The sequence below is a fragment of the Trinickia sp. NRRL B-1857 genome (assembly GCF_050470685.1).
Classification (GTDB): Bacteria; Pseudomonadota; Gammaproteobacteria; order Burkholderiales; family Burkholderiaceae; genus Trinickia.
The window spans coordinates 364,002-386,677 of record NZ_JBFLUK010000011.1; the positions used below are offsets into that span (position 1 = coordinate 364,002).

The window sequence follows — 22,676 nt, forward strand, 5'->3', positions numbered from 1 at the left end:
GCCTACCGGCAATCTACTCCGGTGCGCACCGCGGCGGTGACGGGAGCGGAGCCGGTCACCCGCAGTCCCATGCCGCTGCCGGCGATCTCGAACTCCACCACGGCCGTATCGAAGATGCTATCGCGCACCTTCATGATTTTCATGCCGCGACGCAACGTGTCGTCCGTCAGCGTGTGATGCAAAGCAATCACGTTGTCGATTTGACTCAAGATTTCCGGGGACGGATTGGTAATCCAGGGCCCCGAGAGTTCTTTGATTTCCCAGGTGCACATGGTCGTCACGCCGATCGCCCGCAACTCGTTTGACAGTGCCGCGAAGAATTCCACCATGCGATGCGGATCGACCGTGGCGCGCTCGAAACCGGCGAGCCCGTCGATAAACACCCGCCGCGCGCCGGTGGCGCGCACCTGTTGTAGCAATTCGTGCGCGAGTTTATCCAGTAAGTTTTCAGTGAGCGGCCGCCACATGACCGCGAGCGCTTTAGATTCGATCATCGCTTGGAGATCGATGCCGAGCGCCGACGCTTTCGCCGCGAGCCGCTGCGGCGTTTCGTAAAAGCCGAAATGCAGGGCTGGCCGCTCCGGCGTAGCGGCATGCAAAAAGCCGAGCCCGAACGTCGTTTTGCCGCTGCCGGCGGGACCGACGACGACCGTTACCGAGTGTGCTGGCAAGCCGCCGCCGAGACGCTCGTCCAGCCCGCGAACGCCCGTGGCCAGTCGCTCGGGCGGCGCCGTGTCGTTACCGGACGGTTGCGCCAGTGCCGCTTCGAGGCGCGGATAGACATCCATGCCGCGGCCCGTGATCTCGAACAAGTGGAAGCCGCCCAGCGCACGGCTGCCGCGCGATTTGGCGACCCTAATTTGCCGGACGGTGCGCGAGCCGGTGACGGCCTCCTCGAGTTGCAGCACGCCATCGACCATCGTGTGTTCCGGGCTCGACTCGTCGATGCGGGCGCTCGTGAGGAACAGGACGGTGCAACCCGTAAAAGCCGCGTGACCCTGCAATTCGGCCACGAACGTTTTGACGTCGAGGTTGTTATGAGCCGTCTCCCGTGCCGTGAGCAGGCCGTCCAACACGAGAATGCTCGCGCCTTGCCGTGCTAGCTCTCCGCGCAGCATTTCGACGAGTGCACGCAACCCTTCTTCGCGCAGGGTGCGCAACAAGCTAATGAACGTGATGTCCTTGCCGACCTTCGCCGCATCGAAAAATTCGAGCGTGGACAGCGACTGGAATAGGCGATCGTGCGACTCGGCGAGCAACGTCACGTAAAGAACCTTACGGCCTTGCCTGGCCTGCGCGAAGGCGAGCTGATTCGCAAGGATCGTCTTGCCTGCTCCCGGGCGGCCCTGAATGATGTACGACGAACCTGCGATCAGGCCGCCGCCGCATATTTCGTCGAGCCCCGGAACGTCGCTGCGCAGTCGCGCCGGCACATTTTCCATTGCGTTGGACCTATTTCTTAAAGGGCGTGAGAACAAGACGGCCTGGGCAAGTGCCGTAAGGCCTTGCCGTTTGAACCGTTGGCGTCATCGATTTCGCAAGTCTACAGCAGGTTCGGATGGCGACGAAGGCCGGTGAGCAAGGGACGGAGCGCTTGCGGCTCGGATGCTTCGTGACTTCACCGATGGGCAGCATGCTCGTACTCGGCTACCCTTGCGCGGCACAAGCACCATGCATTTCGGCATGAGCAGGAGAATTTCGATGGCGGTATCGACCGACGAAGCGTATTCGGGCGCGGCAATCGTGCCCGCCGAAGGCGAAAATAGGCAGGCCGCGCGGCCGAAATCGAGCGGCGGGCGCACGCGTGCGCAAAAGAGCGGTACGGCCCGCAATTTGACGGACTACACCCATATGCGGCTGTCGGCGATGCAATCGTTGCTCGACGTGCTGGAGCGCTCGAGCGAGGGGACGCTGATCGTCGACGACCAAGCGCGCGTCGTATGGGTCAACGAGCAATACGTGCAGCGATTCGGCACGAGGCACGCCGATCAGGTCATCGGCATGCCTTGCGAAGAGGTGATCCCCAATAGCCGGATGCGCGAAGTGGTCCAAAGCGGCGAACCGCTATTGCTCGATGTCCTCGAGGGCGAACCGAGTCCGCTCGTCGTCATGCGTTTGCCGATCAAGGACGAGCAAGGCGAGACGATCGGCGCGATCGGGTTCGCACTTCATCAACGGCTCAATTCGCTCTCGCCGTTGCTCGCGCGCTATCGGCTCATGCAAGAGCAATTGGCTTCGGCGCGCGAGTCGTTGCGTCAGGAGCGGCGGCCGAAATACTCGTTCGCCAACTTCGCGGGGACGAGCGCGGTCACGCTCGAGCTCAAACGTCACGCGCGTCGTACGGCCGCAGCGCAATCGCCGGTTCTGCTGTTGGGCGAGACGGGCACGGGCAAGGAATTGTTGGCCCATGCGATTCACGCCGCGTCGCCGCGCGCGAGCAAGCCGTTCGTCAGCGTCAACGTCGCGGCGTTGCCCGATACGTTGCTCGAAGCCGAGTTCTTCGGCACGGCCGCCGGCGCGTATACCGGCGCAGGCCCCAAGGGGCGCCCCGGCAAGTTCCAAGCGGCTCAAGGCGGGACGCTTTTTCTCGACGAGATCGGCGACATGCCGCTGGCGTTGCAGTCCAAACTCCTGCGCGTACTGCAAGAGAAGGAATTCGAGCCGTTGGGCTCGAACAAGGTGATTCATGCGGATGTGCGCGTCATTGCCGCGACGTCGCAGAACCTGCACGAGGCCGTTCTGAACGGCCATTTCCGCTCCGACTTGTTTTATCGGCTCAACGTATTGAACGTCGTCGTTCCGCCGTTGCGGGCGCGCCTGGACGATATCGAGGTAATTTGCGAGGCGATCTTCGATGAGCTCTGCACGCATGGGTGTTACGAGCAGGCGACGCTCGCTCCCGAGGCATTGACGGCGTTGCGCCGGCACGATTGGCCGGGCAATGTGCGCGAATTGCGCAACGTGCTCGAGCGGGCGCTGCTCGCGGCCGAAGGGGCGACCCTCGATGCGGACCTGATCCGAGCCGCCATCGCAGCCGGCATGCACGCAAGCCCGGTCGCGCAGCGGCACGACAAGCCGCGTATCGGAGTCGCGCGTTACGACGAGGCGCTCGCTCAATTCGAACGAACGCTGATCGAAAACGCACTGGCCGAATGCGGAGGCCGCGTGGCCGATGCCGCCAAGCGCCTTTGCATCGGCCGGGCGACCCTGTACAAGAAGATGCTCAGCCTCGGTATAGCGACCCCGCATGGTATATGACTTGCTTTCCTGTGGCCCCGCTTGGCACGTGTCGTGCCATCGCGAACGAGCACAGGAGAGCATGAATGTCATTAAGCGGGAAGACGGCCCTCGTCACGGGATCCACCAGCGGCATCGGTTTGGCCATCGCTTGTGCGCTGGCGCGCGAAGGCGCCAATCTCGTCATCAACGGCTTCGGCGATTACGCAAGCGCCGTTGAACAGGTGAGCGCACTGGGCGCGCAGGCGATTTATTCGGCTGCGGATATGCGCCGGCCCGACGAGATCGCGCAGATGATGGCGGAGGCCGGCGAACGGTACGGCGGCGTCGATGTCGTGGTCAACAATGCGGGTATTCAGCACACCGCGCCCGTCGAGGCGTTTCCGATCGAGAAGTGGGACGACATACTGGCCATCAACCTGACCTCGGCCTTCCACACGACACGGCTTGCCTTGCCCCGGATGCGCGAGCGCGGGTGGGGGCGTATCGTCAACGTGGCTTCCGTCCACGGCCTCGTCGCATCGGCGCATAAATCCGCTTACGTGGCGGCCAAGCACGGCCTCGTCGGTTTCACGAAAACAGTCGCGCTGGAGACGGCCGGCCAGTCCATTACCTGCAACGCGATCTGCCCCGGATGGGTGTTGACACCTCTCGTGCAAAAACAAATCGAAGCGAGAGCCGCCGCCGACGGCATCGATATCGAGGCGGCGACCCGCATCATCCTGCGCGAGAAACAGCCGTCCGGCCAATTCGTTTCGGCCGATGAGCTCGCCGCGCTCGTCGTCTTTCTGTGCGGCGACGCGGCGAAGCAAGTGAACGGCGCCGCATGGAACGTCGACGGAGGATGGGTGGCGCAATGAGTTTGTCTCCGTTTCGCGACATCTGTATCGAAACGGAGACACGGCGGCCGAAAGACCGCCTTATCCCCGCCTCAGTATGTGCGATCGCTTGGCCCGCCGACTGAAAGCTGCACACGACTATCACGTCGACTCGACCATACTCGTTACAACGCGGGCAACGCCGCATCCGTTCGACCCGTCGACGTGGCATGCGGCGCATCGCGTGAGGGGTGTCAATTGACGGCAATAAATCGCCACACGGCTTAAAGGGGAAAAAAATGAAGCGAGACCTTTCTTTGTCGATGATCGCGGCGGCGCTAGCCTGCGCGGTGTTCATGGGCGACGCGAGCGCGGGCACATTCAGCAACGGCACGGCGACGGCGACGTTCACGGTGTCGCTCGTGTTGCAAGGGGGCTGTACGATCGCGGCCAATCCATTGGCTTTCACCGCGACGGGCCCGCTGACAACGGCCGTGAATCAGCAAAGCTCGGTTGCGGTGAACTGCACGAACACAACGCCCTACAACATCGGTCTCGATGCAGGCACCGTGACCGGCTCCACCATCGCCACGCGGTTGATGGCGGGCACTTCCAGCGGCAATACGGGGACGGCCGTTTCGTTCCAGCTCTACCAAGATGCAGGCCACGCCACGATATGGGGCAATACGCAAGGGACGAACACAGTTGGCGGTATCGGCAACGGCGCCGCGCAGTCGATCGCAATCTACGGCCAAGTGCCCACGCAACCCACGCCTCAGCCCGATACGTATCAGACCTCTGTGACCGCGACTGTGTACTTTTGAGCGCGCACCCGCCTATGGGTACGCGCTTTGTCCAATGCCGGATCGTGCTCGCCGCGTTTGCGGTCTCGGTCGTGGTCGTCGGCTCGCTGCCGCGCGCGAGCGTGGCGGCAAGTCTACAGGTCTCGCCGGTCGTGCTCGAGTTGCAACCCGGCGAGACGGCGGCCGGCCTGACTTTGCGCAATTCCGGAGTGCAGCCCTTGTATGGGCAGGTGCGAGTGTTTCGCTGGGACCAAGCCGACGGTGACGATAGCCTCGAGCCGACGACCGAACTCGCCGCGAGCCCTCCGCTCGTGGAGCTCGGCCCGCAATCGACGCAATTGGTGCGATTGATTCGTCTCGCCTCGTCGCCTATCGCAATCGAACAGAGCTATCGGATATTGGTTGACGAACTACCGGCTCCGGCCGAGGTACCGGCTCACGGCGTGACGATTCGGCTGCGCTACTCCGTACCGGTTTTCATCGAGCCGCCTGGCGTACCGGGAGAGCCCAAGCTCTTGTGGCACCTCATCGGAAGCGGCGAGCGGTGGGTGCTGCGCGTGGACAACAGGGGCACGCGGCGTGCCCAGGTGGCGGCGGCCGAGTTCTTAGATGGCGCCGCCCAAAGGTTTGAAGTCAGCAAGGGATTGCTGGGATACGTGCTCGCTGGACGCAGCAGGCAATGGCCGATCACGCTTCCGACGGCGGCCGAATTGCAAGGCGGCGTGAAGGCGCGAGCACTCGTCAATTCGCGTTCCATGGAAGCAGCGGTGGACGTGCAAACCACCCGCTAGGGCAATGGCCTTGCGCCTACGGTGCAGCCTCGCCTATGCCTCATGCTTGTCGGCGATCGTGCGGCGCCTAGTTTGCGCAAGGCGCGCGGCCGGCCTGTTTCGCGCTTTCCTCGTATGTGCGTCGGTGCTTGGGTCGCGCTGCGCTCAGGCTCAGAGCGAGCACGCGGTGGATACGCCCGTGGCGCGGGTGGACCTCTCGCAAGACGTCTACCTCGAAGTTGTCTTGAACGGTCAGCCAACCTCGAAGATCGCTCGCTTTCGTTTATCCAAAGGTCAACTCTATGCACGCGCGGCCGACTTGGAACAACTGGGGCTGCGCGTGGATCGCTTAGGTGCCGATGCCGCGGCGGAGATATCGCTCGATACGGTCGCCGGCCTCCGGTACACGTACGATGCCGCTCGACAAACGATCGCGCTGAGCGTGCCCGACGCTTTGCAAAGGCCCCATGCGATCGATACGCGCGCGTTGCCCGAAGCGCCGCCGGCCACGTCGTCCTCGGGGCTTTACGTCGACTACGATCTATTCGCGTCGTCCATCCCGGGCCAACCGATTGCGTTGGCAAATGAAGCGCGCTATTTCAATCCGTCGGGTGTGCTCAGCCAATCCGGCATAGCCTACGTTTCAGGCGGCGACCGCCGCTATTTGCGCTACGACACGTCGTGGAGCCAGTCGAATGCGGCCGTGCCGAGTACCGTCCAAATCGGCGATACGATCACGTCGTCGCTAAGCTGGAGCCGCTCCATTCGAATCGGCGGCTTTCAGTGGCGCAGCAATTTCTCATTGCGGCCCGACCTGGTGACGTTCCCCGTTCCCGCGCTCTATGGCTCTGCCGTCGTTCCGTCCAGTGTCGATGTCTATGTGAACAACGTGAAGCAATTCAGCGGCGACGTGCCCAGCGGTCCGTTCATCGTGAATAACGTCTTCGGCATCACGGGAGCGGGCACGGCCACGGTCGTCACGCGCGATGCGCTCGGTCGAACGATCTCGACGTCCTTGCCGCTGTATGTCGACGCACGGATGCTCGCGGCGGGGCTCTCGAGTTTTTCATTCGAAGCGGGGTTTTTGCGCCGAGGCTATGGCCTCGAATCCTTCTCATACAATCCGCACCCCGCGCTCAGCGGCTCCGCCCGTTATGGCTTAAGCGATGCGCTGACCTTGGAGTCCCATGGCGAGGGCACGCGCGGGCTCCTGGATGCCGGGGGCGGCGCGTTGATGAGGATGGGGCAATCCGGCGTACTCAACGGCGCGCTGTCCGCCAGTACCGGCCATTTCGCCGGTGTTCAAGCGAGCCTGGGTTACCAACTGATTCGGCCGCAGTTTTCGATCGAGGCGCAGACGGTTCGGGCATACGGCAATTTCGGCGATCTAGCATCGAGCGACGGGGCCCTCGTCCCATCGGCAACCGATCAATTGACGCTGTCGCTTCCCTTCGTGCGGCATCAATCGATTTCACTGAGTTATATCGGATCGAAGGTCTCGGGGGCATTCGCTTCGCGGATCGGCGCCGTCTCCTATACCGTGAACCTCGGCAATCTCGTTTCGCTGAACCTGAATGCGTACTCGGACTTCAAGCAACGTCACGCGTCGGGCTTCTTCATCGCGTTGAACTTCGCGCCGTCCGAAAGGATTTCGACGAGTGCCAGCGGTGCGTTCGCAAACGGTCGCGTCGACAGCACGTTGAACGCGATTCGTACGCCCGACTACGCGGGCGGATGGGGTTGGGGCGTGCAAGTGGGGCGGATGGGCGGCACCTCGTTCGGCCAGACTCAATTCCAATATCTAGGCCGCGACGGCGAGGCGACGGCGATCGCGCAGCGCACAGGCAGCGCGGCGAATGCATCGCTCGACGTAGCGGGCGCCGTCGTGTTGATGGATCGAAGCATCGAGTTCGCGCGCCGCATCGATGACGGATTCGCGTTGGTCTCGACCGATGGGGTGGGCGGCGTCCCGGTGCTGCACGACAACCGGGTAATCGGCGTCACCGATCGCTCCGGCCATTTGTTGGTGTCCGATTTGAATGCTTACGAGCCCAATCAAATCGGCATCGACAGCATGAAGCTGCCGGTCGATACGCGCATTGCCGTGACATCGATGAACATAACGCCGCAGGCGCGCTCGGGCGTCTTGGCGCGATTCGGAATGCGTCGCTATGCCGCCGCATCCGTGATTCTTCTCGATGCTCGGGGCAAGGCCCTGCCTCCGGGATCGCGCGTGCACGATATGGAAAGCGGAAAGGATACGATCGTCGGCTATGACGGCATCGCGTTTATCGATGAACTCCAGCCGAACAATCGCCTGCTGGTGGGCGCCGGAACGTCGCGTTGCCTGGTGCAATTCGCGTACGCGCCGCCGCGCGACGGCGCAATACCCACGATCGGACCTTTGACCTGCGCAAGCTTGATGGAGGCCCGGCAATGAAGCGATATGCGTTGGCGATATTCGTTTTCCTCGTCATGACGTTGCAGACTACCTCCGCTCATGCGATCGGCTGCTCGGCGTCCGCCTCCGCGATCGACTTCGGTCCCGTCAGCCCGATCGCGCTGAACGCGGTGGATACCACGGGCACGATTACGGTCACATGCACTTGGCCGATCCCCACGTTGATGCCCAATGCGCTCGTTTGCCTGAACTTGGGCGGGACCGCGCCTCGCGAGCTTCGCAGCGGCGGCAATACATTGCAATATGCGCTGTATCAGGATCCGGCTCGTTCGATCGAGTGGGGCTCGGTTTCCGCAGGGACGCAGCCGATCGCACTCATTTTGACGAAGCCTGCCGGCGGCGCTAGCGCCTCGCAGTCCGTTACGGTCTATGGGCGGATTGCGGCCAATCAACTGACCGTTCCGACAGTCAACAATAGCAACACGCGCTATCGGCAAAACTTCAATGGCACGTCGACCGAATTGAGCTACGCGTTTTACGGCTTCATCGAACCCAATTGCTCGATGCTCTTTTCGGCTGGACGTTTCCCGTTCGCCGTTTCCGCTACCGTGGTCAACGACTGTCGCATCACGACGGCGAATGTCAACTTCGGCGCGACGTCGGCGACGACGACGCGCCTGCGTTCAGCCGGTGCGATTTCCGCGCGCTGTACGAACGGAGATGCATGGCGGATCGCGTTGAGCGGAGGATCGAGCGGCAATGTCGTCGCGCGGAAGATGCAGCGCTCGGGCGGCGGGGGGGAGCTCGCCTATCAGCTATACCTCGATTCGGCGCGTGCGACCGTATGGGGCGACGGCTCAGGCGCAACCTCGACCGGAACCGGAACGGGAAGCGGCTATACGACCGTGCTCTCCATCTACGGCGAAGTGCCCCCGCAAAACACACCGGCGCCGGGAACCTACAGCGACACGATTACGGCCACGATCAGCTTTTGAGGCGGTGCGCCCTCAGCGGATCATTTTCCGAATACTCCACGCAACGCGACGCGCAGGAGATCGCCCGACGTGGGCTTGCTGACGAAACTCATCGCGGGCGCATAGGTAAGTTCGAATACGAGCGCGCCGAGGATTTCCGGCTTGAGATCGGGCGAATCGTCAAGCGCAAGCAATAGCCGTCCCAGGGCTTTCCACTGTGCGCGCAGGATCTTCTCCTGCTGCTTGCGAAAATTGTCCTCGGGTGCCGCGACCCGTGCGTATTCGAGGACCAGCATCGGCCAATTGCCGAGCCGCGAATTGCGCGTCGCCCAGGCGGCGATTCGTTCGATCGCCTCCTCGATGTCGGACGCGTCTTTCAATTCATCGAGGACTTCGGCTACAGTGGCGTGCGTGTGGGCTTCCAGTACCCCTAGAAACAGATCGTCTTTCCCGGAAAAATTCGAATAGACCGCTCCCTTGCTGAATCCGGCCTCGTCCGCGATCCGGTCCAGCGAAGAGGCCGCATAGCCATAGCGAGCAAAATGCTGCTGCGCTACCGACAGTAGCCGGGAGCGTGTGTTCGCTTGACTTTGTTCGCGAGTCATCCTCGTCATTCGTGTGTCTCCTGGACAGCGGGATCTGCCAGATCCTAGCAAGTATCCGACATGCCGGAAAGGCGAATAATTGCTATCGGCATCCGTGCTAGTATTCGGATACCGTTGAGTATTTAGAAGAAAAGCTTCATCGCATCGAGCTTGCGGTTGGCTCGTCCTCCGAGCGAGCCTTAGCCAGAAATGCCCCGAACACCTATAACAAGCGAATTCATGACTATCATCAAGACCCTCTTTCTCGTTGGTGCGGCAGGACTCTTGGCATCGGCGTTGCTGAACTATCTGCTCGCTCATCCGATGATGTAACCCGGGCGGGCGAATGGCCCGCGCGTGCACGTCGGCGTTCGGCGAAGAGAGTGGGATTGATCTGAAACGTAGTGGGATCGAAACCAGGAGTGCGATATGAGTTTCACTTTCAGACGAGTAATGCATACGTTGCGCAGACGGGAGCTGACGGTCCGCGCGACGCGGCGCGTGACGCCGGAGATGCTGCGCATCACGTTCGCCGGCGACGATCTGCACGATTTCACTAGCGCCGCGCCCGACGATCACATCAAGCTATTCGTCGTTCAAGAGGGCGGTGAGGTGGTGTCGCGCGACTACACGCCGCGCCGCTTCGATACGAGCGCGGGTACGCTCGATATCGATTTCGCCCTACATGATGCGGGCCCCGCCACGCGCTGGGCACTGGGCGCGAAGCCTGGCGATACGCTCCAAGTGGGCGGCCCGAAAGGCTCGCGGGTGATGGACGGCGAGCCCGCCTGGCGGCTTTTCATTGGCGACGAAACCGCGCTGCCCGCGATTGGCCGAAGCATCGAGGAAGCACCCGCGGGGGCGAAAGTGATCAGCCTCGTTGCCGTCACGAACGAGGCGAACGAGCAGCTTTTCGACACGCGCGCGCAATACGAGGCGCATTGGGTGCATCGTCCGGCCGACCGAGCCGACGATCCGCAGCCGGTCCTCGATGCGCTCGCCAAACTGGCGTTGCCCGACGGCGACGGTTTCGTTTGGATTGCGGCGGAGGCACACGTCACGCGCGCCGTGCGTGACCATGTGCGTGGTGTGCTCAAGGGTTCTCCCAATTCGGTCAAGGCTTCGGGCTACTGGATCAAAGGCCGCGCCGACGCGAACGAGAAATTCGAAGATTGAAGAAAGGGCCGCGTGCGGCCCGTTGCCTTCTAGCGAGTCGGGTAGGTTAGCCCGATCGCCGTTCAATCGACGGCGTTCAGTGCGTCCGACAGCGCGTTGACCAGGTCGTCGATTTCGCGCGGCTCGGCGATGAACGGCGGCGCGAGCTGAATCGTGTCGCCGCCGAAGCGCACATAAAAGCCGTTTTTCCAGCAATGCATCGCAATCTCGAACGGACGGCGTGCCGGTTCGCCGGGCTTAGCCTCGATCGTGATGCCGGCCGCCAGTCCGCAATTGCGGATATCTGCGATATGGCGTTGCCCCTTCAGCCCATGCACTGCTGCCTCGAAACGCGGCGCCAAATTGCGCACGCGGTCGATCGCGGCTTCTTTCTCCAGTAGATCGAGTGCGGCTACGCCCGCCGCGCATGCCACCGGATGCGCCGAATACGTATAGCCGTGCGGGAATTCGAGCATATAGTCGGGCCCGCCGGCGGCCATGAACGTCTCGTAGATCTCCTTGCTCGCCACGACCGCGCCGAGCGGCTGGACGCCGTTCGTGACCTGCTTCGCGAAATTCGCGATATCGGGCGTCACACCGAAAAACTCGGCGCCCGTCATCGCGCCCGTGCGGCCGAAGCCCGTGATGACTTCGTCGAAAATCAGCAGGATGTCGTGCGCCGTACAGATTTCGCGTAGCCGCTGCAAATACCCTTTCGGCGGAACGACGACGCCCGCCGAGCCCGAGAACGGCTCGACGATGACCGCCGCGATGTTCGAGGCATCGTGCAGGGCGATGAGCTCGAGCAGACGGTCGGCCAACTGCGCCCCATGCTCCGGCAAGCCGCGCGAGAAGCGGTTTTCCGGCAATTGGGTGTGCGGCAGGAAATCGGCTTCGATTCCCTGGCCGAACAGCTTGCGGTTCGGGCCGATCCCGCCCACCGAAATGCCGCCGAAGTTCACGCCGTGGTAGCCCTTTTCGCGGCCGATCAATCGCGTCTTGGTCCCTTTGCCCTTGGCACGCCAGTAGGCGCGTGCCATTTTGAGGGACGTGTCGGCGGCTTCCGAGCCCGAGCCCGTGAAAAAGACATAGTCGAGCCCGTCCGGCGTCAAAGCCTTGATTTTATTGGCGAGTTCGAACGACTTCGGGTGGCCGAATTGGAAGGCGGGCGCATAGTCGAGTGCGGCGACCTGCCGGCTCACCGCCTCCGTGATCTCCGTGCGGCCGTGACCGAGACCGCAGCACCACAGGCCGGAGAGCCCGTCGAAGATTTTTCGGCCATCGGCGTCGGTGTAGTAGGCGCCTTGGGCGCCGACGATCATCCGCGGGTCGGCCTTGAACTGCCGATTGGCCGTGAACGGCATCCAGTGCGCCTCCAGCCACGCAGCGTCCGTCCGGACGCCGCCTTCTGTCTGGTTCAACGCGGTATTGATATCTGCCATATCGGTCATGTCGCTCGGCGCCGGGCGCCCCTCGGTGTGAGTATGTTGCGCATTTTCGGCTGGACAATTAGTCTCTTCGATATCGCAATATCAATCTTTACTTTCCAATTCATGCAAGTAAAAAAGACGAAGAGCCGGGCGCTGCTGGGCCAGCTCAGCGACATGGATTTGCGGCTGCTGCGCGTGTTCAAGGCCGTCGTCCAATGCGGGGGTATGGCGGCGGCCGAACTCGAACTCAATATCGGCATCTCGACGATCAGCCGGCACGTCAAAGACCTGGAGATACGGCTAGGCCTCGTGCTGTGCCGGCGCGGGCGGGCCGGGTTTACGCTGACGGCGGAGGGGCAAACCGTCTACGAGGAAACGCTCGTGTTGCTCTCGTCGATCGAGGCATTCCGCAGTCGAATCGACGGTATCCACGACAAAATGGGCGGCGAGCTTCATCTGGCGGTGTTCGACAAAACCGCCACCAACCCGCATGCGCGGATCGGCGATGCGATCCGGCAATTCGTCGACGACGCGCCCGATGTGGCTTTGAACGTGCATGTCGCATCGATCAATGAGGTCGAACGCGGAGTGATCGACGGCAGCTACCAGGTCGGCATCATTCCGGCGCATCGCGCGTCCAAGAGCCTCGTCTATACGAACCTGTTCGACGAACAGATGCTGCTTTACTGCGGCAGTCAGCATCCGCTGTTCGATGCGTCGCATGCACGTCTTACATGGAGCACGATTCGCAAGCATGCGTTCGCCGGGCTCGGCTTTCATTCGCCGAACATGGAGCTTAGCCATCGGGCGAAGCTCACGCGGCGCGCGACGGCATTCGATCAAGAAGCGATTGCGACGTTGATTCTATCGGGGCGATTTCTGGGCTTCTTGCCGGACCATTATGCCGAGAGCTTCGAGCAAAAGGGTCTGTTGCGGGCTATCGCGCCGCAGCGTTTCCACTACGAGTGTCGTTACGTAGGGCTCACGCGCCGCTCGCCTAGGCCTTCGCGCGCGGCCCTGCTGTTTCAAGCTTGCCTCGAGGCCGCGCATGCCGAGACACGATCGGCTTAGGCGGCCTCGTATCGAGGTCTATTCGTTGGCGTTGGCCGGATTGGCATGTCCACTGCCCATGCGAACGACGATTTTCCCCCGTGCATGTCCCGTCGCGAGTTTTTCAAAGGCGGCGCGCGTTTCGTCGGCGGCAAAGATCGCGTCGATGACGATCTGGAGCCGGCCCGCCTCGAACATCCTGAAGGCGTTCGGCAGATAACGTTTGGCTTCGGCGAAAAAGACGAACTGCCCGGCAAGGCCTTTTCGCTCCCGGATAGCAAACTCGGCGATGCTTGCGATGCGGCCGCCGGCGCGCAGCACCGACCACGACTTCTCCAGCGTTTCGCCGCCGATGGAATCGAGCACGAGATCGATATCGCGAATTTGTGTGAAGTCGTCGACGCGGTAGTCGATAAGTTCGTCCGCGCCCAAAGTTTTAAGGAGGTCATGATTGCGTGCGGACGCCGTGGCGACGATATGCGCGCCCGCGTCGCTAGCCAATTGCACCGCCATGATGCCGACGCCGCCCGCGGCCGCGTGGATCAGGACGCGTTCGTCGCGCCGCAAACCGCCTACGTCGATGAGACTTTGGCTGGCCGTGCCGAAGGCGGTAGGCAGCGCGGCAGCTTGCTCGAAGCTCATCTCCGACGGGATCATGCATAGATCGGCGGCCGCTATCGCCAGGCTGTGAGCGAGTGCGCCGCCTGCGTTCGGCGAGGTTCGGCCGACGACGCGATCGCCGGGGCGCACCTCGCTCACGTTATCGCCGGCTTTGGTGACGACGCCGCTGAAGTCGGTTCCCGGCACGTAGGGGAATTCGACTGGGAATACCTGCTGCATGACGCCCGTCATGATCTTCAGATCGAGCGGGTTCAAGCCCACGGCTTCGACGCGTACTACAACTTCGTCGGCACCGATGGACGGTGATGGGAGATCGCCTTCGGCAATGACATCCGGGCTTCCGAATGAATGGATGAACGATGCTTTCATATCTATCTCTTGTTCGTACGGGGTACGGCTCAGTCTTGAACGGGAAATTTGCCGAGTTGCGTAAATAGACCGAACCAGTCCTCCATGTGCCATGTCGTCTTCAAGCGGCCGTGCTCGACCACATGGAATTCGTGTAGGCGCACGCTCACTTTCTTGCCTGTCGGCGCGATGCCGAAGAATTCGCCTTGATGGGTGCCGGTGATTTCGGCGCGGACGGCGACTTTTCCTGGCGCCTGCACAACGTCGTGCACTGCGATATGAACGTCGGGGAATGCTTCGCCGAAGCTTTTGATGATGGGCTTGATCCCTTCCGGTCCCGGTTGTTGCCCCAGGCCCAGCGGGATATCGTCCCAGTCGGTTGCAAGGATGGCGTCGACGAGATCGGGATTTTTCTCGCTGAATGCGCGATACAGCGTTTTGACCGCGTCTAGCTCTGCCGTTGCGGCTTCATGGGTTGGGAGCGTGGATGCTTGCATGGTTTGTGGCCTTCTCTGGGTGGTGAGCATGGCGTGATTGTGTCGATGGGCATAAAATCCGTCCAACAAATAACCGGTATGAATGATTATTCGAATCATGGATTTTCATGGGATCGATTTAAACCTGTTGGTGGCGTTCGACGCCTTGATGAGCGAACGCAACGTGACGCGCGCGGCCACGCAGGTGGGCGTGAGCCAGCCGGCGATGAGTGCCGCGCTGTCGCGGCTGCGTAAGTTGTTGGGGGATCCGTTGTTTCTGCGCAGTGCCGATGGGCTTTTGCCTACGCCGAAGGCTAGGGAACTGGCGGAGCCGATCGGTGCAGCGTTGCGTCAAATCGAACGAACGCTGGTTGCGGAGCCGAGCTTCGAGCCCGGCGAAGCCTCATTGACGTTCAACCTCGGGTTGTCGGATTACCCGGCGTTTGTGCTGCTGCCTGCTTTGCTCGCCGCGTTGGAGCGAGCGGCGCCGGGGATATCGATTGGCGTTCGCGCGTTCAACGATCGCGACGCGGCGGTCGATCTGTTGGATGCGGGGGAAATCGATGCGGCGATCGGCGTGCCGCCGACGCAGTCTGATCCGCGCATTTTCTCGCGCCCTATCCTCAGCGACGAATTCGTGACGATCGTCTCGAAGGACAATCCGGCGGCGCGGCGCGGCATGACGATGAAAAGTTATCTTGCGCTTAAGCACGTGCTTGCCTCGCCCGAGGGAGACCGCTATGGGCTCGTCGATCAGGCGCTCATGCAGCGCGGTTTGCGCCGCACGGTGGCCGTCGCACTGCCGCAGATGTTCGCTGTGCCCGACATCGTCGCGCGAACGCAAGCGACGGCGACGGTGCTGAAGCGTATTGCGCTGAAGTCGGCGGTGGGCCGCAAGCTCGTGTTGTTCGCACCGCCGATTGCGCTATCCGAAGTGAGGTTCGATCTGATTTGGCATCGTCGCAGCGATGCCAATCCGGCACAGCGGTGGTTAAGGACGTTTGTGGCGGAGCAGGCGGGATTGCTATAGGGTGCGGGGGGACTAGCTCAGCAACGGTAGTCGAGCCCGAACCCAATCCCACCGAGTAGGCGGCATGCTGATCCGATGCTCGAAATGGGTCTGCTGCGACGCATCATAGTAAGTCACATAGTCCGGCCCATATTTCAGCTCTCGCGGAAAGTTCGTTATCCAGTCGACAGTGAATCTTCGCTGTGCCAACAACTCGCCCTTTTCCGAGAGAACCTGTAGTCGGATCTCATCGCCCATAAAGTTCTCGTCGCCGCCGGTGCCGCAAAGGACTATGCCGTATTTTTGTCCGTCATAGGTCTGGACTCCCCCGTGCAAATATTGGGTGTCTCGCTCGCAATCATAGAATTGTTTGGGATATTTCCTATTTATCGCAAATAGGATTCCGTAGATTACTATGATGACGATGAAAAATCGCTTGGCAATCTTCCATGTTTTTGAAATCCATTTTGCTTGCCCGGTTTGCATGATTCCTCCAAAGTCAAATGAATGGGCTTTGGTAATTTTATTTTTTTCAATTCGGAGTATATGACAAAATCTCCGCCTTGATCATATTTCTTTCTCCATGCATTATAGTTGCTATTATAAACTGGATAGTAAACGTCCTGCTTCCTAAGGCTATCTTTAAAGATTCCGTTTATGATGTCGACTGGTCTTTTGAATCCGTTGTCGTAAATTAATGACGCGGAAGGTGTGTTCGGGTTGTTGCCCCATTGAAGGCCACCTCCCTCTCTTCCGATCACATTGTTTAACGTATCGGCGATAATAGCTGCCGGAACCAATATCATGCCATATCGGTTCCAATGACCAAGGTACTGAGATGCAGTGCCACCGGGCTTGTCGGCGAATGAATAGCTGTCGCGTACGTAGACGTATATCTGCGTTACCTCCACTCTCGATCGACAGCAAAAACGTGGCGATGAGCCGGTATAGTCACAATATTTCTCGGAATATACCGTGGCGTTTGCAACTGCTGCCATGTAAAAGAAGTTCCCGAGCGCAGCGGTTAGATCGGTTGGTCCGGCGTTTCGGTTCAACGTCTCGAAGCTACTGACTTTTATACGTTGGAATTGATAATTTTTGTGAAAGGTTTGAATGTCGTCATTGGATAGATTCCATGAATCTATCTCGCCACTAAAAGCGATGCTATGGTCTGTGAATTGTTTTGAAACAAAATGAAGTATGCTTTCTTTGAGTGCCGTGATCGCATTTTCAGTATAAATTTCCTTGTTGACCAAACTGCGAAGCTTGGCTTCGGCACCGCCATACCGGAGGGTGAAATCGAGCGACACTGTCTTGCGATCGACCATATCGTCGGGGTAGCGATCGGATAGATTGCCGACGATGCTTTTTCGGCCATTGAACCAGCGGCGGGACAATTTCGCAGCCACGTGAAATCCCATCTTACCCATCGCGGCGGGAAGATCGAGCATGTCGAACGGCGGCGGCCTGCGGCAGTCGTCATCTAATTGATGCTTGCTTTCGGACGGCGCGGCAGGCTTCGGCATATCGAGAAGTTGCTTTTCGGGTTTCTTCTCGCGCTTCTCGTTAGCCCTCGGTTCGTTGGTCTGCGGTGCTGGTGGCCTCCATCCGTCAGGCGCCCTGTCCATCAGAATACGAGCTTGCGGATTGTTCAACGGTCTGCAAAAGTCCTTCTTCCACTTTGTGTCTCGCGAAAAAAGGCCCACCTTCTCCGGTTTGAAGTATGCAATTCTATTTTGTGTTGTCATTCGAATTGTTAGTTCTACCCTTGGAACGCGGCGAATAAGGCTTGCGACTCCGCCCCGGTTTACGGCAGGGCGATGCCACAGATTGCTTTCACAAGGGAAGAATCAGCCGTACCGCGGGAGGCCTCAAAACGGCGCGAAGCAAAAAGCGCCGTCGAGTCCCAGTGATGAGCGCTCGCAGGGTAGCTGAGAAGTCCGGTGGCTCTGGAAACCAGGCGCAATTATCGGACTGATTCGGCTTGCAGGGCGATGAGGTCACGATGTCGAGCGCCACGTGATGCGATGCGCCTGCTCGATAAGTCGCTTGACCCCAAACGGGAGGACTAGCGGACGGCCAGCCAGCGACGAGCCCCATACGCCTCGCCGGAATTTATCGGGAGAGCACCGCTAATCGTTCACTACTCGTGTGAAAGTTTCTGCGATCAAGATAGGAAACCCCACCCCACTACATCGATCCGCGCAAGACCTCGAACGCCATCTGCTCTTCCGAAACGAACGGCACGATTCTCCTGACTGCAATGCGCTTTTCCACACCGGGCCTGTTTTCAAGACAAAGCGCGGCAATGCTCTCCTCGCTCGGGCGCCACTGCCAAAACGTCCACTGTTCCGGCGCATCGCCAAGCCTTTCGTCGAACCACACCCGCAGGGCCGCTTGATCGCTCAAGTCGAATCCGAACTGATCGAGCGGTAACGAAAGCCCTTTGCCGCGAGCCTTGATATAGCTCTCCTTGAGCGTCCAAAAATCGAGAAAACGCCCCGGCTGCAACGCTTCCGGAAGCGACCGCAACTGACGCACCTCGTCGGCCGAGAAAAATCCGTCGGCGACGTCGAGCGGAATTCGGCGCTGTAGGTCCTCGACATCGATTCCAAGCTGGACGTCGCGCGTCACGCCGAGCAAGACCACCCGATCGGAATGCGAAATGTTGAACGTCAAACCGCGTGTGTCCGGATGGGCGTTCGCGATCGTCGGGCGGCCGAACTCGGTCGCGTCGAAGCGCCAATCGGCCGGTGCGATCGGGATGTAGCGCGAAAGGACATAGCGGACCAGCGAGCGCGTCACGAGGTAACGGCGCCGGTCTTTCTCGAACAGGAATCTGCCGTGCCGCGCACGCTCGTCCGCCGTCAACACACATTCGAATTGAGCGGCCAGGTCGACCCCGGGTACCTGGTCGACGACGGCGATCCAAATATCGACCTCGCCCTCGCGCAGCGGTAGCTGATCGAGCATTTGGCGGCCAAGGGCCGTTCGCATCGTTGAATCGGTCATCGCTAGCAAGTCCCCTCAAGTCCCGCACAACACGCCGAGGCGCGCGAGACGTGCGGGGCAGGGCACTGTCTGGTCGCCGGCAATCCATTGCAGCGCCTGCGCCGCTTCGTCGGCGCCGAGCGCAACGCCGTTTCCGACCAGTTCGCTCGGCACGTACGCGTTACCCGCATCGGCGGCGCTGGCCGCGAGCGCGGCCGCCGCCGATGCGTTTACCGCACGCCGCGCCCCAGCGGCGTTATATCCCCCCGCCCGCGCGAACGGCGTCAAGATGCCGCCGGCGACGAGAAAAAGCAGGTTCTGCAAAATCTCGCGCGGATTGCGCCCCTCGCCGCCGAGCTGCCCGACGATCTCGCCGATGCGCATCGAGCCTTGCTGCATCAGCCCGCGCAAATCCGCGATGAATTCGGGTTGGAAGCTGAGCACGCCACGCGGGATCGTCGCTCGGATATCGATTCGCTCGATTTCGGACGCGCAGCCGATCGAGATCTCTTCGAGTGCTTGAAGCGCTTGGGCCTGCGATCGCCCCGTGCGTCCGCCGCGGACGAACACGTCTCGACGAAAGCGCCGGTTGACGGCGAAATCCTCGGCAAGATGCCTCAACCGCGCATTCGGCAGCGCGGCCATCGCCTCGGCCGCTTGACGATCCATCAACAGCGTAGGGTGATTGTCGGCGAGCGTTGCGCTGCCTGTATAGGCGAGGCCCGCACGAGCCATGTCGTCGATCACGTCCACCGAGTAGTGGATTTCCCACGTTCCGTTCAAATACTCGTGCGCGAGGTAGTCGAGCGGGCTCGCCGCCAGCGCGGATAGCGCATCGGCGACAGCCGGGTTGTCGCGGAAATAGCGAAAGCTCGGGGTACCGAGCGCTTGCATGCGGGCAATCGCGCTGCCGGTGCGCGCCTCGACGTCGCCGGGCGCGGCCTGCGCCAATTCGAGCATCAGCTTGCGCAACGGCGCCTCGGCGGACCAGCCTGGCTGACAGTTGTAGCTCAAATAAACGAGCCCTTCTTCGGCAAGTCGTTCGGCAACAAGCTGTCGCACCACGCGCCGCACGTCCGCATCCACCCAGCTATAAATGCCGTGCAGCACGATGAAATCGAATGCCGGCAGATCCCGCTCGAGCAAGGCTTCGAAGCTGGCCTCGTGGAACGCGACGTTGCGAACTCCCAGCCGTGTCGCGCGTCGAGAAGCGGCTTCGATGTGGGCGGGGTTCAAATCGCAGGCATGAAACTCGGCGTGCGGATAGGCCGCGGCGTTGACGATCGTGGAATACGCGAACCCGCAGCCTAGGTCCAGGTAACGGAACGGCCGGTCCAGCGCTTTCGGGCTGGCGCCGCCGAGCACGCTTGCGTAGTTCAGCCAGGCGGGGGACAGCTCCCGATGGAAGCGATCCGGAAACGTCACGTCGCTTAGGTAGCCGGAGAAAGAATCGGATGCTTGCATGAGAATGAGGTTTTCCTCGCAAGCTTAGTATGGTGCCACACTGCGCGGCGGCGCGGCGGCGCCGACGGGAAGACGGTGTGGCAGCCCGGCTCAACGCATCGGGCGCGCTATCGATAGTCCAAAGTATTCGTTCGTTTTCCTCCCTCCGCTTTCGATAATCGTCGCTCGACATGCGCAGCGCGCAATTGACCGGGGGATGAACGATGAGCGGATCGCAAGCTAGCGCGGCACGCGGCGATAGCGGGCAGGGGCCCGAAACGGCTCGGGGGCCAAGGCGAGGTGCCTTCTGGCGCGCATTGGCGTCGCAAGAGGATGGGTGGTCGATCGTGATCGGCCTCGGGCTCATATTGGTCGCCTACGCTTTCTACGCAAGCGGCGGCAGTATCCGATGGCTTGCCGTGGCGCCCGCGCCATGGACGAGTCTTGGCGATGCCGTCCGGTATTTCGGCGCGCATTGGCCAAACTATCTCGCGCTGTTCGCCGTATTCGGTGCGCTCTTCTCGATCGCTATCGCCGCGCTTGGCCAACGCGTCGCGCATTTCGCCGCATCGTTCGCCATCGTATTTCTGGGCGCTATCGTGATCTTTTCGCTCGGTGCGTGGACCGGCGCGTTCAAATACAACCTCGAGCCGCCGCTTGTCGCACTCGCCGCCGGCCTTTTGCTGTCGAACCTATTCGAACTGCCCGATTGGTTTCATGCGGGATTGCGCGTCGAGCTTTATATCAAAGTGGGGATCGTCCTACTCGGCGCGACGCTGCCGTTCACGCTGCTCGTTTGGGCCGGACCGGTCGCGGTGGGGCAAGCCGGCATCGTTTCGCTGTTGACCTTCTTCGTGATCTTCTTTACGGCCTCCGCCCTGGGGCTCGATAAGCGATTCGCCGCCGTGCTCGGTGCCGGCGGCGCCGTCTGCGGTGTTTCGGCATCGATCGCGATCGCGGGCGCGGTGCGCGCCAAGCGCGAGCATGCGCCAGTCGCGATCACGCTCGTGATCGGCTGGGCGATCGTGATGATTTTCGCGCTGCCGCTCGTTTCGCGGGCGCTGGGACTGCCAACCGGCGTCGCGGGCGCCTGGATCGGCACATCGGAATTTGCCGATGCGGCCGGCATCGCCGCGGCGCAGGCGTACGGCGATCTCGCGAAGCACGCGGAGGCGGGAGCCATCGCCGGCGCACCGGAAGCCGCTTTGCAAGCCTTCACGTTGATGAAAGTCGTCGGCCGCGACATCTGGATCGGGATCTGGGCTTTCGTACTGGCGATCGTCGCGACGACGCGTTGGGACCGTGAAAGCGGGGTTGCGGCAAAACCGCGGGCGCGTGAGATTTGGTCCCGGTTTCCCAAGTTCGTGATCGGCTTCATCGTTGCCTCGGTGTTCGTAACGTGGGTCGCAAGCGGCCACACGTTGGGCACCTACCGCAAGGTCGTCACCCCGGAATTGACGGGGCCGATCACCGTTCTGCGTACCTGGGCATTTATCTTCTGCTTCTTCTCGATCGGCCTGACCACGCGCCTGAAGTCGCTTTCCGCAACCGGCGCTCGACCGTTTCTCGCGTTCACGGCCGGCGTGGTCGTCAATGTGATCGTCGGCTATGCATTGTCGGTGCATGTGTTTGGACACTATTGGGGGAGCCTGGGTCAATGAGTTCGCCGGGCTATGTTTGCGCAGGGCGCCTCGCGCGATGCGGCGACTGCCGGCACCGCAATCCCGACCGCGCGACTATCGAGCGGGCCGTGGCGGGGCTCGTCGTATTGGGATCGGGGTACGGCGCGAGCGTGGCCGATAGCCGGCTTTGCCTGCTGCACGATCAATTCGTCTCGCCCGACGACGTGTGCCCGGCGTTCGAAGCGTTACGCAAAGACGGAGATATCGATGAGCGTGTGCGGTAATTTCAACTGGCCCCCGCGCCTAGTGACGGTCCCCGGCCTACATGGAAGCGAGCCGGCGCACTGGCAAAGCTGGCTCGAGCGGCAGTTCTCGCGTTCGCTTCGCGTCGAGCAGCTCGATTGGGAGGCCCCGTCGCTCGAAGGGTGGGCTCGCTCGGTCGGCGATCGTCTCGAGCAAGCGCGCGGCCCCTTCGTCTTGGCTGCGCACAGCTACGGGTGCCTGGCGACGGTACATGCCCTCGCTCGCTACACGACGCTTGCGGCCGATATCGTCGGCGTCTTGTTCGTCGCCCCCGCGAGCCCTGAAAAGTTCGCGGCGTGCGGCCGGCTATCGCCGCACCGTTTGGCCGTGCCGTCGATTTTGATCGGCAGTGAAAACGATCCATGGATGTCCGCGCCGGAGGCGCGCGAGTTCGCAAGCCGGCTCGGCAGCGCATTCGTCAACTTGGGCGCGGCCGGACATATCAATACGGCGGCCGGTTTCGGCCCTTGGCCGCGCGCCAAATTCTTCGTCGACACGCTCGTGCATCATGCCGCAAGGAACGTCTTCCAGAAAATCGAGCAGCGACCGATTTCATCTTCCGCTCGATCGCTTTTAAGGCACGAAGATGTTTTCTCCCCGGGATAATCGTTTACTAAAAATGGAAAGAGTTTGATTCCGTT

At 61.3% G+C, this 22,676-nt stretch carries 21 protein-coding genes; 12 read left to right on the top strand and 9 right to left on the bottom strand.

Translation table 11 applies throughout. From position 1 onward, the window contains the following. Window positions 1–2: 2 nt before the first annotated feature. On the bottom strand, window positions 3–1,442 hold the full coding sequence (locus AB1286_RS22750) for an RAD55 family ATPase (protein WP_430365508.1): 1,440 nt from the start codon (window positions 1,440–1,442) through the stop codon (window positions 3–5). Window positions 1,443–1,851: 409 nt separating this feature from the next. Here AB1286_RS22750 and AB1286_RS22755 point away from each other — a divergent pair, with 409 nt between their 5' ends. The 6 genes from AB1286_RS22755 (at window position 1,852) to AB1286_RS22780 (ending at window position 9,024) form a co-directional block, all read left to right on the top strand. Continuing rightward, window positions 1,852–3,258 (top strand): sigma-54 interaction domain-containing protein, encoded by a 1,407-nt coding sequence (locus tag AB1286_RS22755; RefSeq protein WP_430367287.1) that lies wholly within the window; start codon window positions 1,852–1,854, stop codon window positions 3,256–3,258. Between the two features lie 65 nt (window positions 3,259–3,323). Next, entirely contained in the window at window positions 3,324–4,097 is a 774-nt protein-coding gene (locus AB1286_RS22760; protein WP_430365509.1) for a 3-hydroxybutyrate dehydrogenase, read from the top strand. A gap of 257 nt (window positions 4,098–4,354) precedes the next feature. After that, on the top strand, window positions 4,355–4,879 hold the full coding sequence (locus AB1286_RS22765; RefSeq protein ID WP_430365510.1) for a Csu type fimbrial protein: 525 nt from the start codon (window positions 4,355–4,357) through the stop codon (window positions 4,877–4,879). 14 nt (window positions 4,880–4,893) lie between these two features. After that, complete coding sequence (locus AB1286_RS22770; RefSeq protein WP_430365511.1) at window positions 4,894–5,649, top strand: fimbrial biogenesis chaperone; 756 nt, start codon at window positions 4,894–4,896, stop codon at window positions 5,647–5,649. Between the two features lie 166 nt (window positions 5,650–5,815). After that, entirely contained in the window at window positions 5,816–8,068 is a 2,253-nt protein-coding gene (locus AB1286_RS22775; protein WP_430365512.1) for a fimbria/pilus outer membrane usher protein, read from the top strand. Beyond that, window positions 8,065–9,024, top strand: coding sequence for a Csu type fimbrial protein (locus AB1286_RS22780; RefSeq protein ID WP_430365513.1), 960 nt, complete (start codon window positions 8,065–8,067; stop codon window positions 9,022–9,024). The genes AB1286_RS22775 and AB1286_RS22780 overlap by 4 nt, the downstream gene beginning before the upstream one ends. 20 nt (window positions 9,025–9,044) lie before the next feature. Here the strand turns inward: AB1286_RS22780 and AB1286_RS22785 are convergent, their stop codons facing one another. Next, window positions 9,045–9,617 carry a TetR/AcrR family transcriptional regulator gene (locus tag AB1286_RS22785; RefSeq protein WP_430365514.1) on the bottom strand — a complete coding sequence of 191 codons (573 nt, stop codon included), beginning with the start codon at window positions 9,615–9,617 and terminating at the stop codon, window positions 9,045–9,047. Window positions 9,618–10,016: 399 nt separating this feature from the next. On the opposite strand from AB1286_RS22785, the gene AB1286_RS22790 reads away from it, so the two are divergent. Beyond that, window positions 10,017–10,763 carry a siderophore-interacting protein gene (locus tag AB1286_RS22790; protein ID WP_430365515.1) on the top strand — a complete coding sequence of 249 codons (747 nt, stop codon included), beginning with the start codon at window positions 10,017–10,019 and terminating at the stop codon, window positions 10,761–10,763. Between the two features lie 62 nt (window positions 10,764–10,825). Here AB1286_RS22790 and AB1286_RS22795 read toward each other — a convergent pair whose 3' ends face one another. Beyond that, window positions 10,826–12,184: an aspartate aminotransferase family protein gene (locus tag AB1286_RS22795; RefSeq protein WP_430367288.1), complete on the bottom strand. Its 1,359-nt coding sequence runs from the start codon at window positions 12,182–12,184 to the stop codon at window positions 10,826–10,828. 111 nt (window positions 12,185–12,295) lie between these two features. On the opposite strand from AB1286_RS22795, the gene AB1286_RS22800 reads away from it, so the two are divergent. Continuing rightward, complete coding sequence (locus AB1286_RS22800; RefSeq protein ID WP_430365516.1) at window positions 12,296–13,243, top strand: LysR family transcriptional regulator; 948 nt, start codon at window positions 12,296–12,298, stop codon at window positions 13,241–13,243. Between the two features lie 18 nt (window positions 13,244–13,261). On the opposite strand, the gene AB1286_RS22805 is transcribed toward AB1286_RS22800, so the two are convergent. After that, entirely contained in the window at window positions 13,262–14,212 is a 951-nt protein-coding gene (locus AB1286_RS22805; protein WP_430365517.1) for an NADP-dependent oxidoreductase, read from the bottom strand. A gap of 29 nt (window positions 14,213–14,241) precedes the next feature. Next, complete coding sequence (locus AB1286_RS22810; RefSeq protein ID WP_430365518.1) at window positions 14,242–14,688, bottom strand: ester cyclase; 447 nt, start codon at window positions 14,686–14,688, stop codon at window positions 14,242–14,244. 97 nt (window positions 14,689–14,785) lie between these two features. Between AB1286_RS22810 and AB1286_RS22815 the strand changes: the two genes are divergently transcribed. Next, window positions 14,786–15,697, top strand: coding sequence for a LysR family transcriptional regulator (locus AB1286_RS22815; RefSeq protein WP_430365519.1), 912 nt, complete (start codon window positions 14,786–14,788; stop codon window positions 15,695–15,697). Between the two features lie 12 nt (window positions 15,698–15,709). Here the strand turns inward: AB1286_RS22815 and AB1286_RS22820 are convergent, their stop codons facing one another. The 4 genes from AB1286_RS22820 to AB1286_RS22835 all read right to left on the bottom strand — a co-directional run bounded on the left by AB1286_RS22820 (window position 15,710) and on the right by AB1286_RS22835 (window position 20,131). Further along, window positions 15,710–16,162 carry a hypothetical protein gene (locus AB1286_RS22820; protein WP_430367391.1) on the bottom strand — a complete coding sequence of 151 codons (453 nt, stop codon included), beginning with the start codon at window positions 16,160–16,162 and terminating at the stop codon, window positions 15,710–15,712. Next, window positions 16,090–17,331 carry a DUF6402 family protein gene (locus AB1286_RS22825; protein ID WP_430365520.1) on the bottom strand — a complete coding sequence of 414 codons (1,242 nt, stop codon included), beginning with the start codon at window positions 17,329–17,331 and terminating at the stop codon, window positions 16,090–16,092. The genes AB1286_RS22820 and AB1286_RS22825 overlap by 73 nt, the downstream gene beginning before the upstream one ends. 535 nt (window positions 17,332–17,866) lie before the next feature. Next, complete coding sequence (locus AB1286_RS22830) at window positions 17,867–18,673, bottom strand: 4'-phosphopantetheinyl transferase family protein (protein ID WP_430365521.1); 807 nt, start codon at window positions 18,671–18,673, stop codon at window positions 17,867–17,869. A 30-nt stretch (window positions 18,674–18,703) separates the two neighbouring features. Then, a complete protein-coding gene (locus AB1286_RS22835) occupies window positions 18,704–20,131 on the bottom strand; it encodes a class I SAM-dependent methyltransferase (RefSeq protein WP_430365522.1) in 1,428 nt (475 codons plus the stop codon). 203 nt (window positions 20,132–20,334) lie between these two features. Here AB1286_RS22835 and AB1286_RS22840 point away from each other — a divergent pair, with 203 nt between their 5' ends. From AB1286_RS22840 to AB1286_RS22850, 3 genes are read left to right on the top strand one after another with little or no spacing between them, the layout of a single operon-like run. Further along, window positions 20,335–21,771, top strand: a complete 1,437-nt coding sequence (locus AB1286_RS22840; protein WP_430365523.1) for a YeiH family protein — start codon at window positions 20,335–20,337, stop codon at window positions 21,769–21,771. After that, the gene (locus tag AB1286_RS22845; RefSeq protein WP_430365524.1) at window positions 21,768–22,016 is read left to right on the top strand and encodes a hypothetical protein; all 249 of its coding nucleotides are present in this window, start codon (window positions 21,768–21,770) and stop codon (window positions 22,014–22,016) included. Before AB1286_RS22840 ends, AB1286_RS22845 begins: the two co-directional genes overlap by 4 nt. Then, window positions 22,000–22,641 (top strand): RBBP9/YdeN family alpha/beta hydrolase, encoded by a 642-nt coding sequence (locus tag AB1286_RS22850; RefSeq protein WP_430365525.1) that lies wholly within the window; start codon window positions 22,000–22,002, stop codon window positions 22,639–22,641. The genes AB1286_RS22845 and AB1286_RS22850 overlap by 17 nt, the downstream gene beginning before the upstream one ends. Window positions 22,642–22,676 lie beyond the last annotated feature (35 nt).

Bases quoted from the DNA above. Each gene is read 5' to 3' on its own strand.
- AB1286_RS22750 (WP_430365508.1), bottom strand. From the start codon at position 1,442: ATGGAAAATGTGCCGGCGCGACTGCGCAGCGACGTTCCGGGGCTCGAC.
- AB1286_RS22755 (WP_430367287.1), top strand. From the start codon at position 1,852: ATGCGGCTGTCGGCGATGCAATCGTTGCTCGACGTGCTGGAGCGCTCG.
- AB1286_RS22760 (WP_430365509.1), top strand. From the start codon at position 3,324: ATGTCATTAAGCGGGAAGACGGCCCTCGTCACGGGATCCACCAGCGGC.
- AB1286_RS22765 (WP_430365510.1), top strand. From the start codon at position 4,355: ATGAAGCGAGACCTTTCTTTGTCGATGATCGCGGCGGCGCTAGCCTGC.
- AB1286_RS22770 (WP_430365511.1), top strand. From the start codon at position 4,894: ATGGGTACGCGCTTTGTCCAATGCCGGATCGTGCTCGCCGCGTTTGCG.
- AB1286_RS22780 (WP_430365513.1), top strand. From the start codon at position 8,065: ATGAAGCGATATGCGTTGGCGATATTCGTTTTCCTCGTCATGACGTTG.
- AB1286_RS22785 (WP_430365514.1), bottom strand. From the start codon at position 9,617: ATGACGAGGATGACTCGCGAACAAAGTCAAGCGAACACACGCTCCCGG.
- AB1286_RS22790 (WP_430365515.1), top strand. From the start codon at position 10,017: ATGAGTTTCACTTTCAGACGAGTAATGCATACGTTGCGCAGACGGGAG.
- AB1286_RS22795 (WP_430367288.1), bottom strand. From the start codon at position 12,184: ATGGCAGATATCAATACCGCGTTGAACCAGACAGAAGGCGGCGTCCGG.
- AB1286_RS22800 (WP_430365516.1), top strand. From the start codon at position 12,296: ATGCAAGTAAAAAAGACGAAGAGCCGGGCGCTGCTGGGCCAGCTCAGC.
- AB1286_RS22805 (WP_430365517.1), bottom strand. From the start codon at position 14,212: ATGAAAGCATCGTTCATCCATTCATTCGGAAGCCCGGATGTCATTGCC.
- AB1286_RS22810 (WP_430365518.1), bottom strand. From the start codon at position 14,688: ATGCAAGCATCCACGCTCCCAACCCATGAAGCCGCAACGGCAGAGCTA.
- AB1286_RS22815 (WP_430365519.1), top strand. From the start codon at position 14,786: ATGGATTTTCATGGGATCGATTTAAACCTGTTGGTGGCGTTCGACGCC.
- AB1286_RS22820 (WP_430367391.1), bottom strand. From the start codon at position 16,162: ATGCAAACCGGGCAAGCAAAATGGATTTCAAAAACATGGAAGATTGCC.
- AB1286_RS22830 (WP_430365521.1), bottom strand. From the start codon at position 18,673: ATGCGAACGGCCCTTGGCCGCCAAATGCTCGATCAGCTACCGCTGCGC.
- AB1286_RS22835 (WP_430365522.1), bottom strand. From the start codon at position 20,131: ATGCAAGCATCCGATTCTTTCTCCGGCTACCTAAGCGACGTGACGTTT.
- AB1286_RS22840 (WP_430365523.1), top strand. From the start codon at position 20,335: ATGAGCGGATCGCAAGCTAGCGCGGCACGCGGCGATAGCGGGCAGGGG.
- AB1286_RS22845 (WP_430365524.1), top strand. From the start codon at position 21,768: ATGAGTTCGCCGGGCTATGTTTGCGCAGGGCGCCTCGCGCGATGCGGC.
- AB1286_RS22850 (WP_430365525.1), top strand. From the start codon at position 22,000: ATGAGCGTGTGCGGTAATTTCAACTGGCCCCCGCGCCTAGTGACGGTC.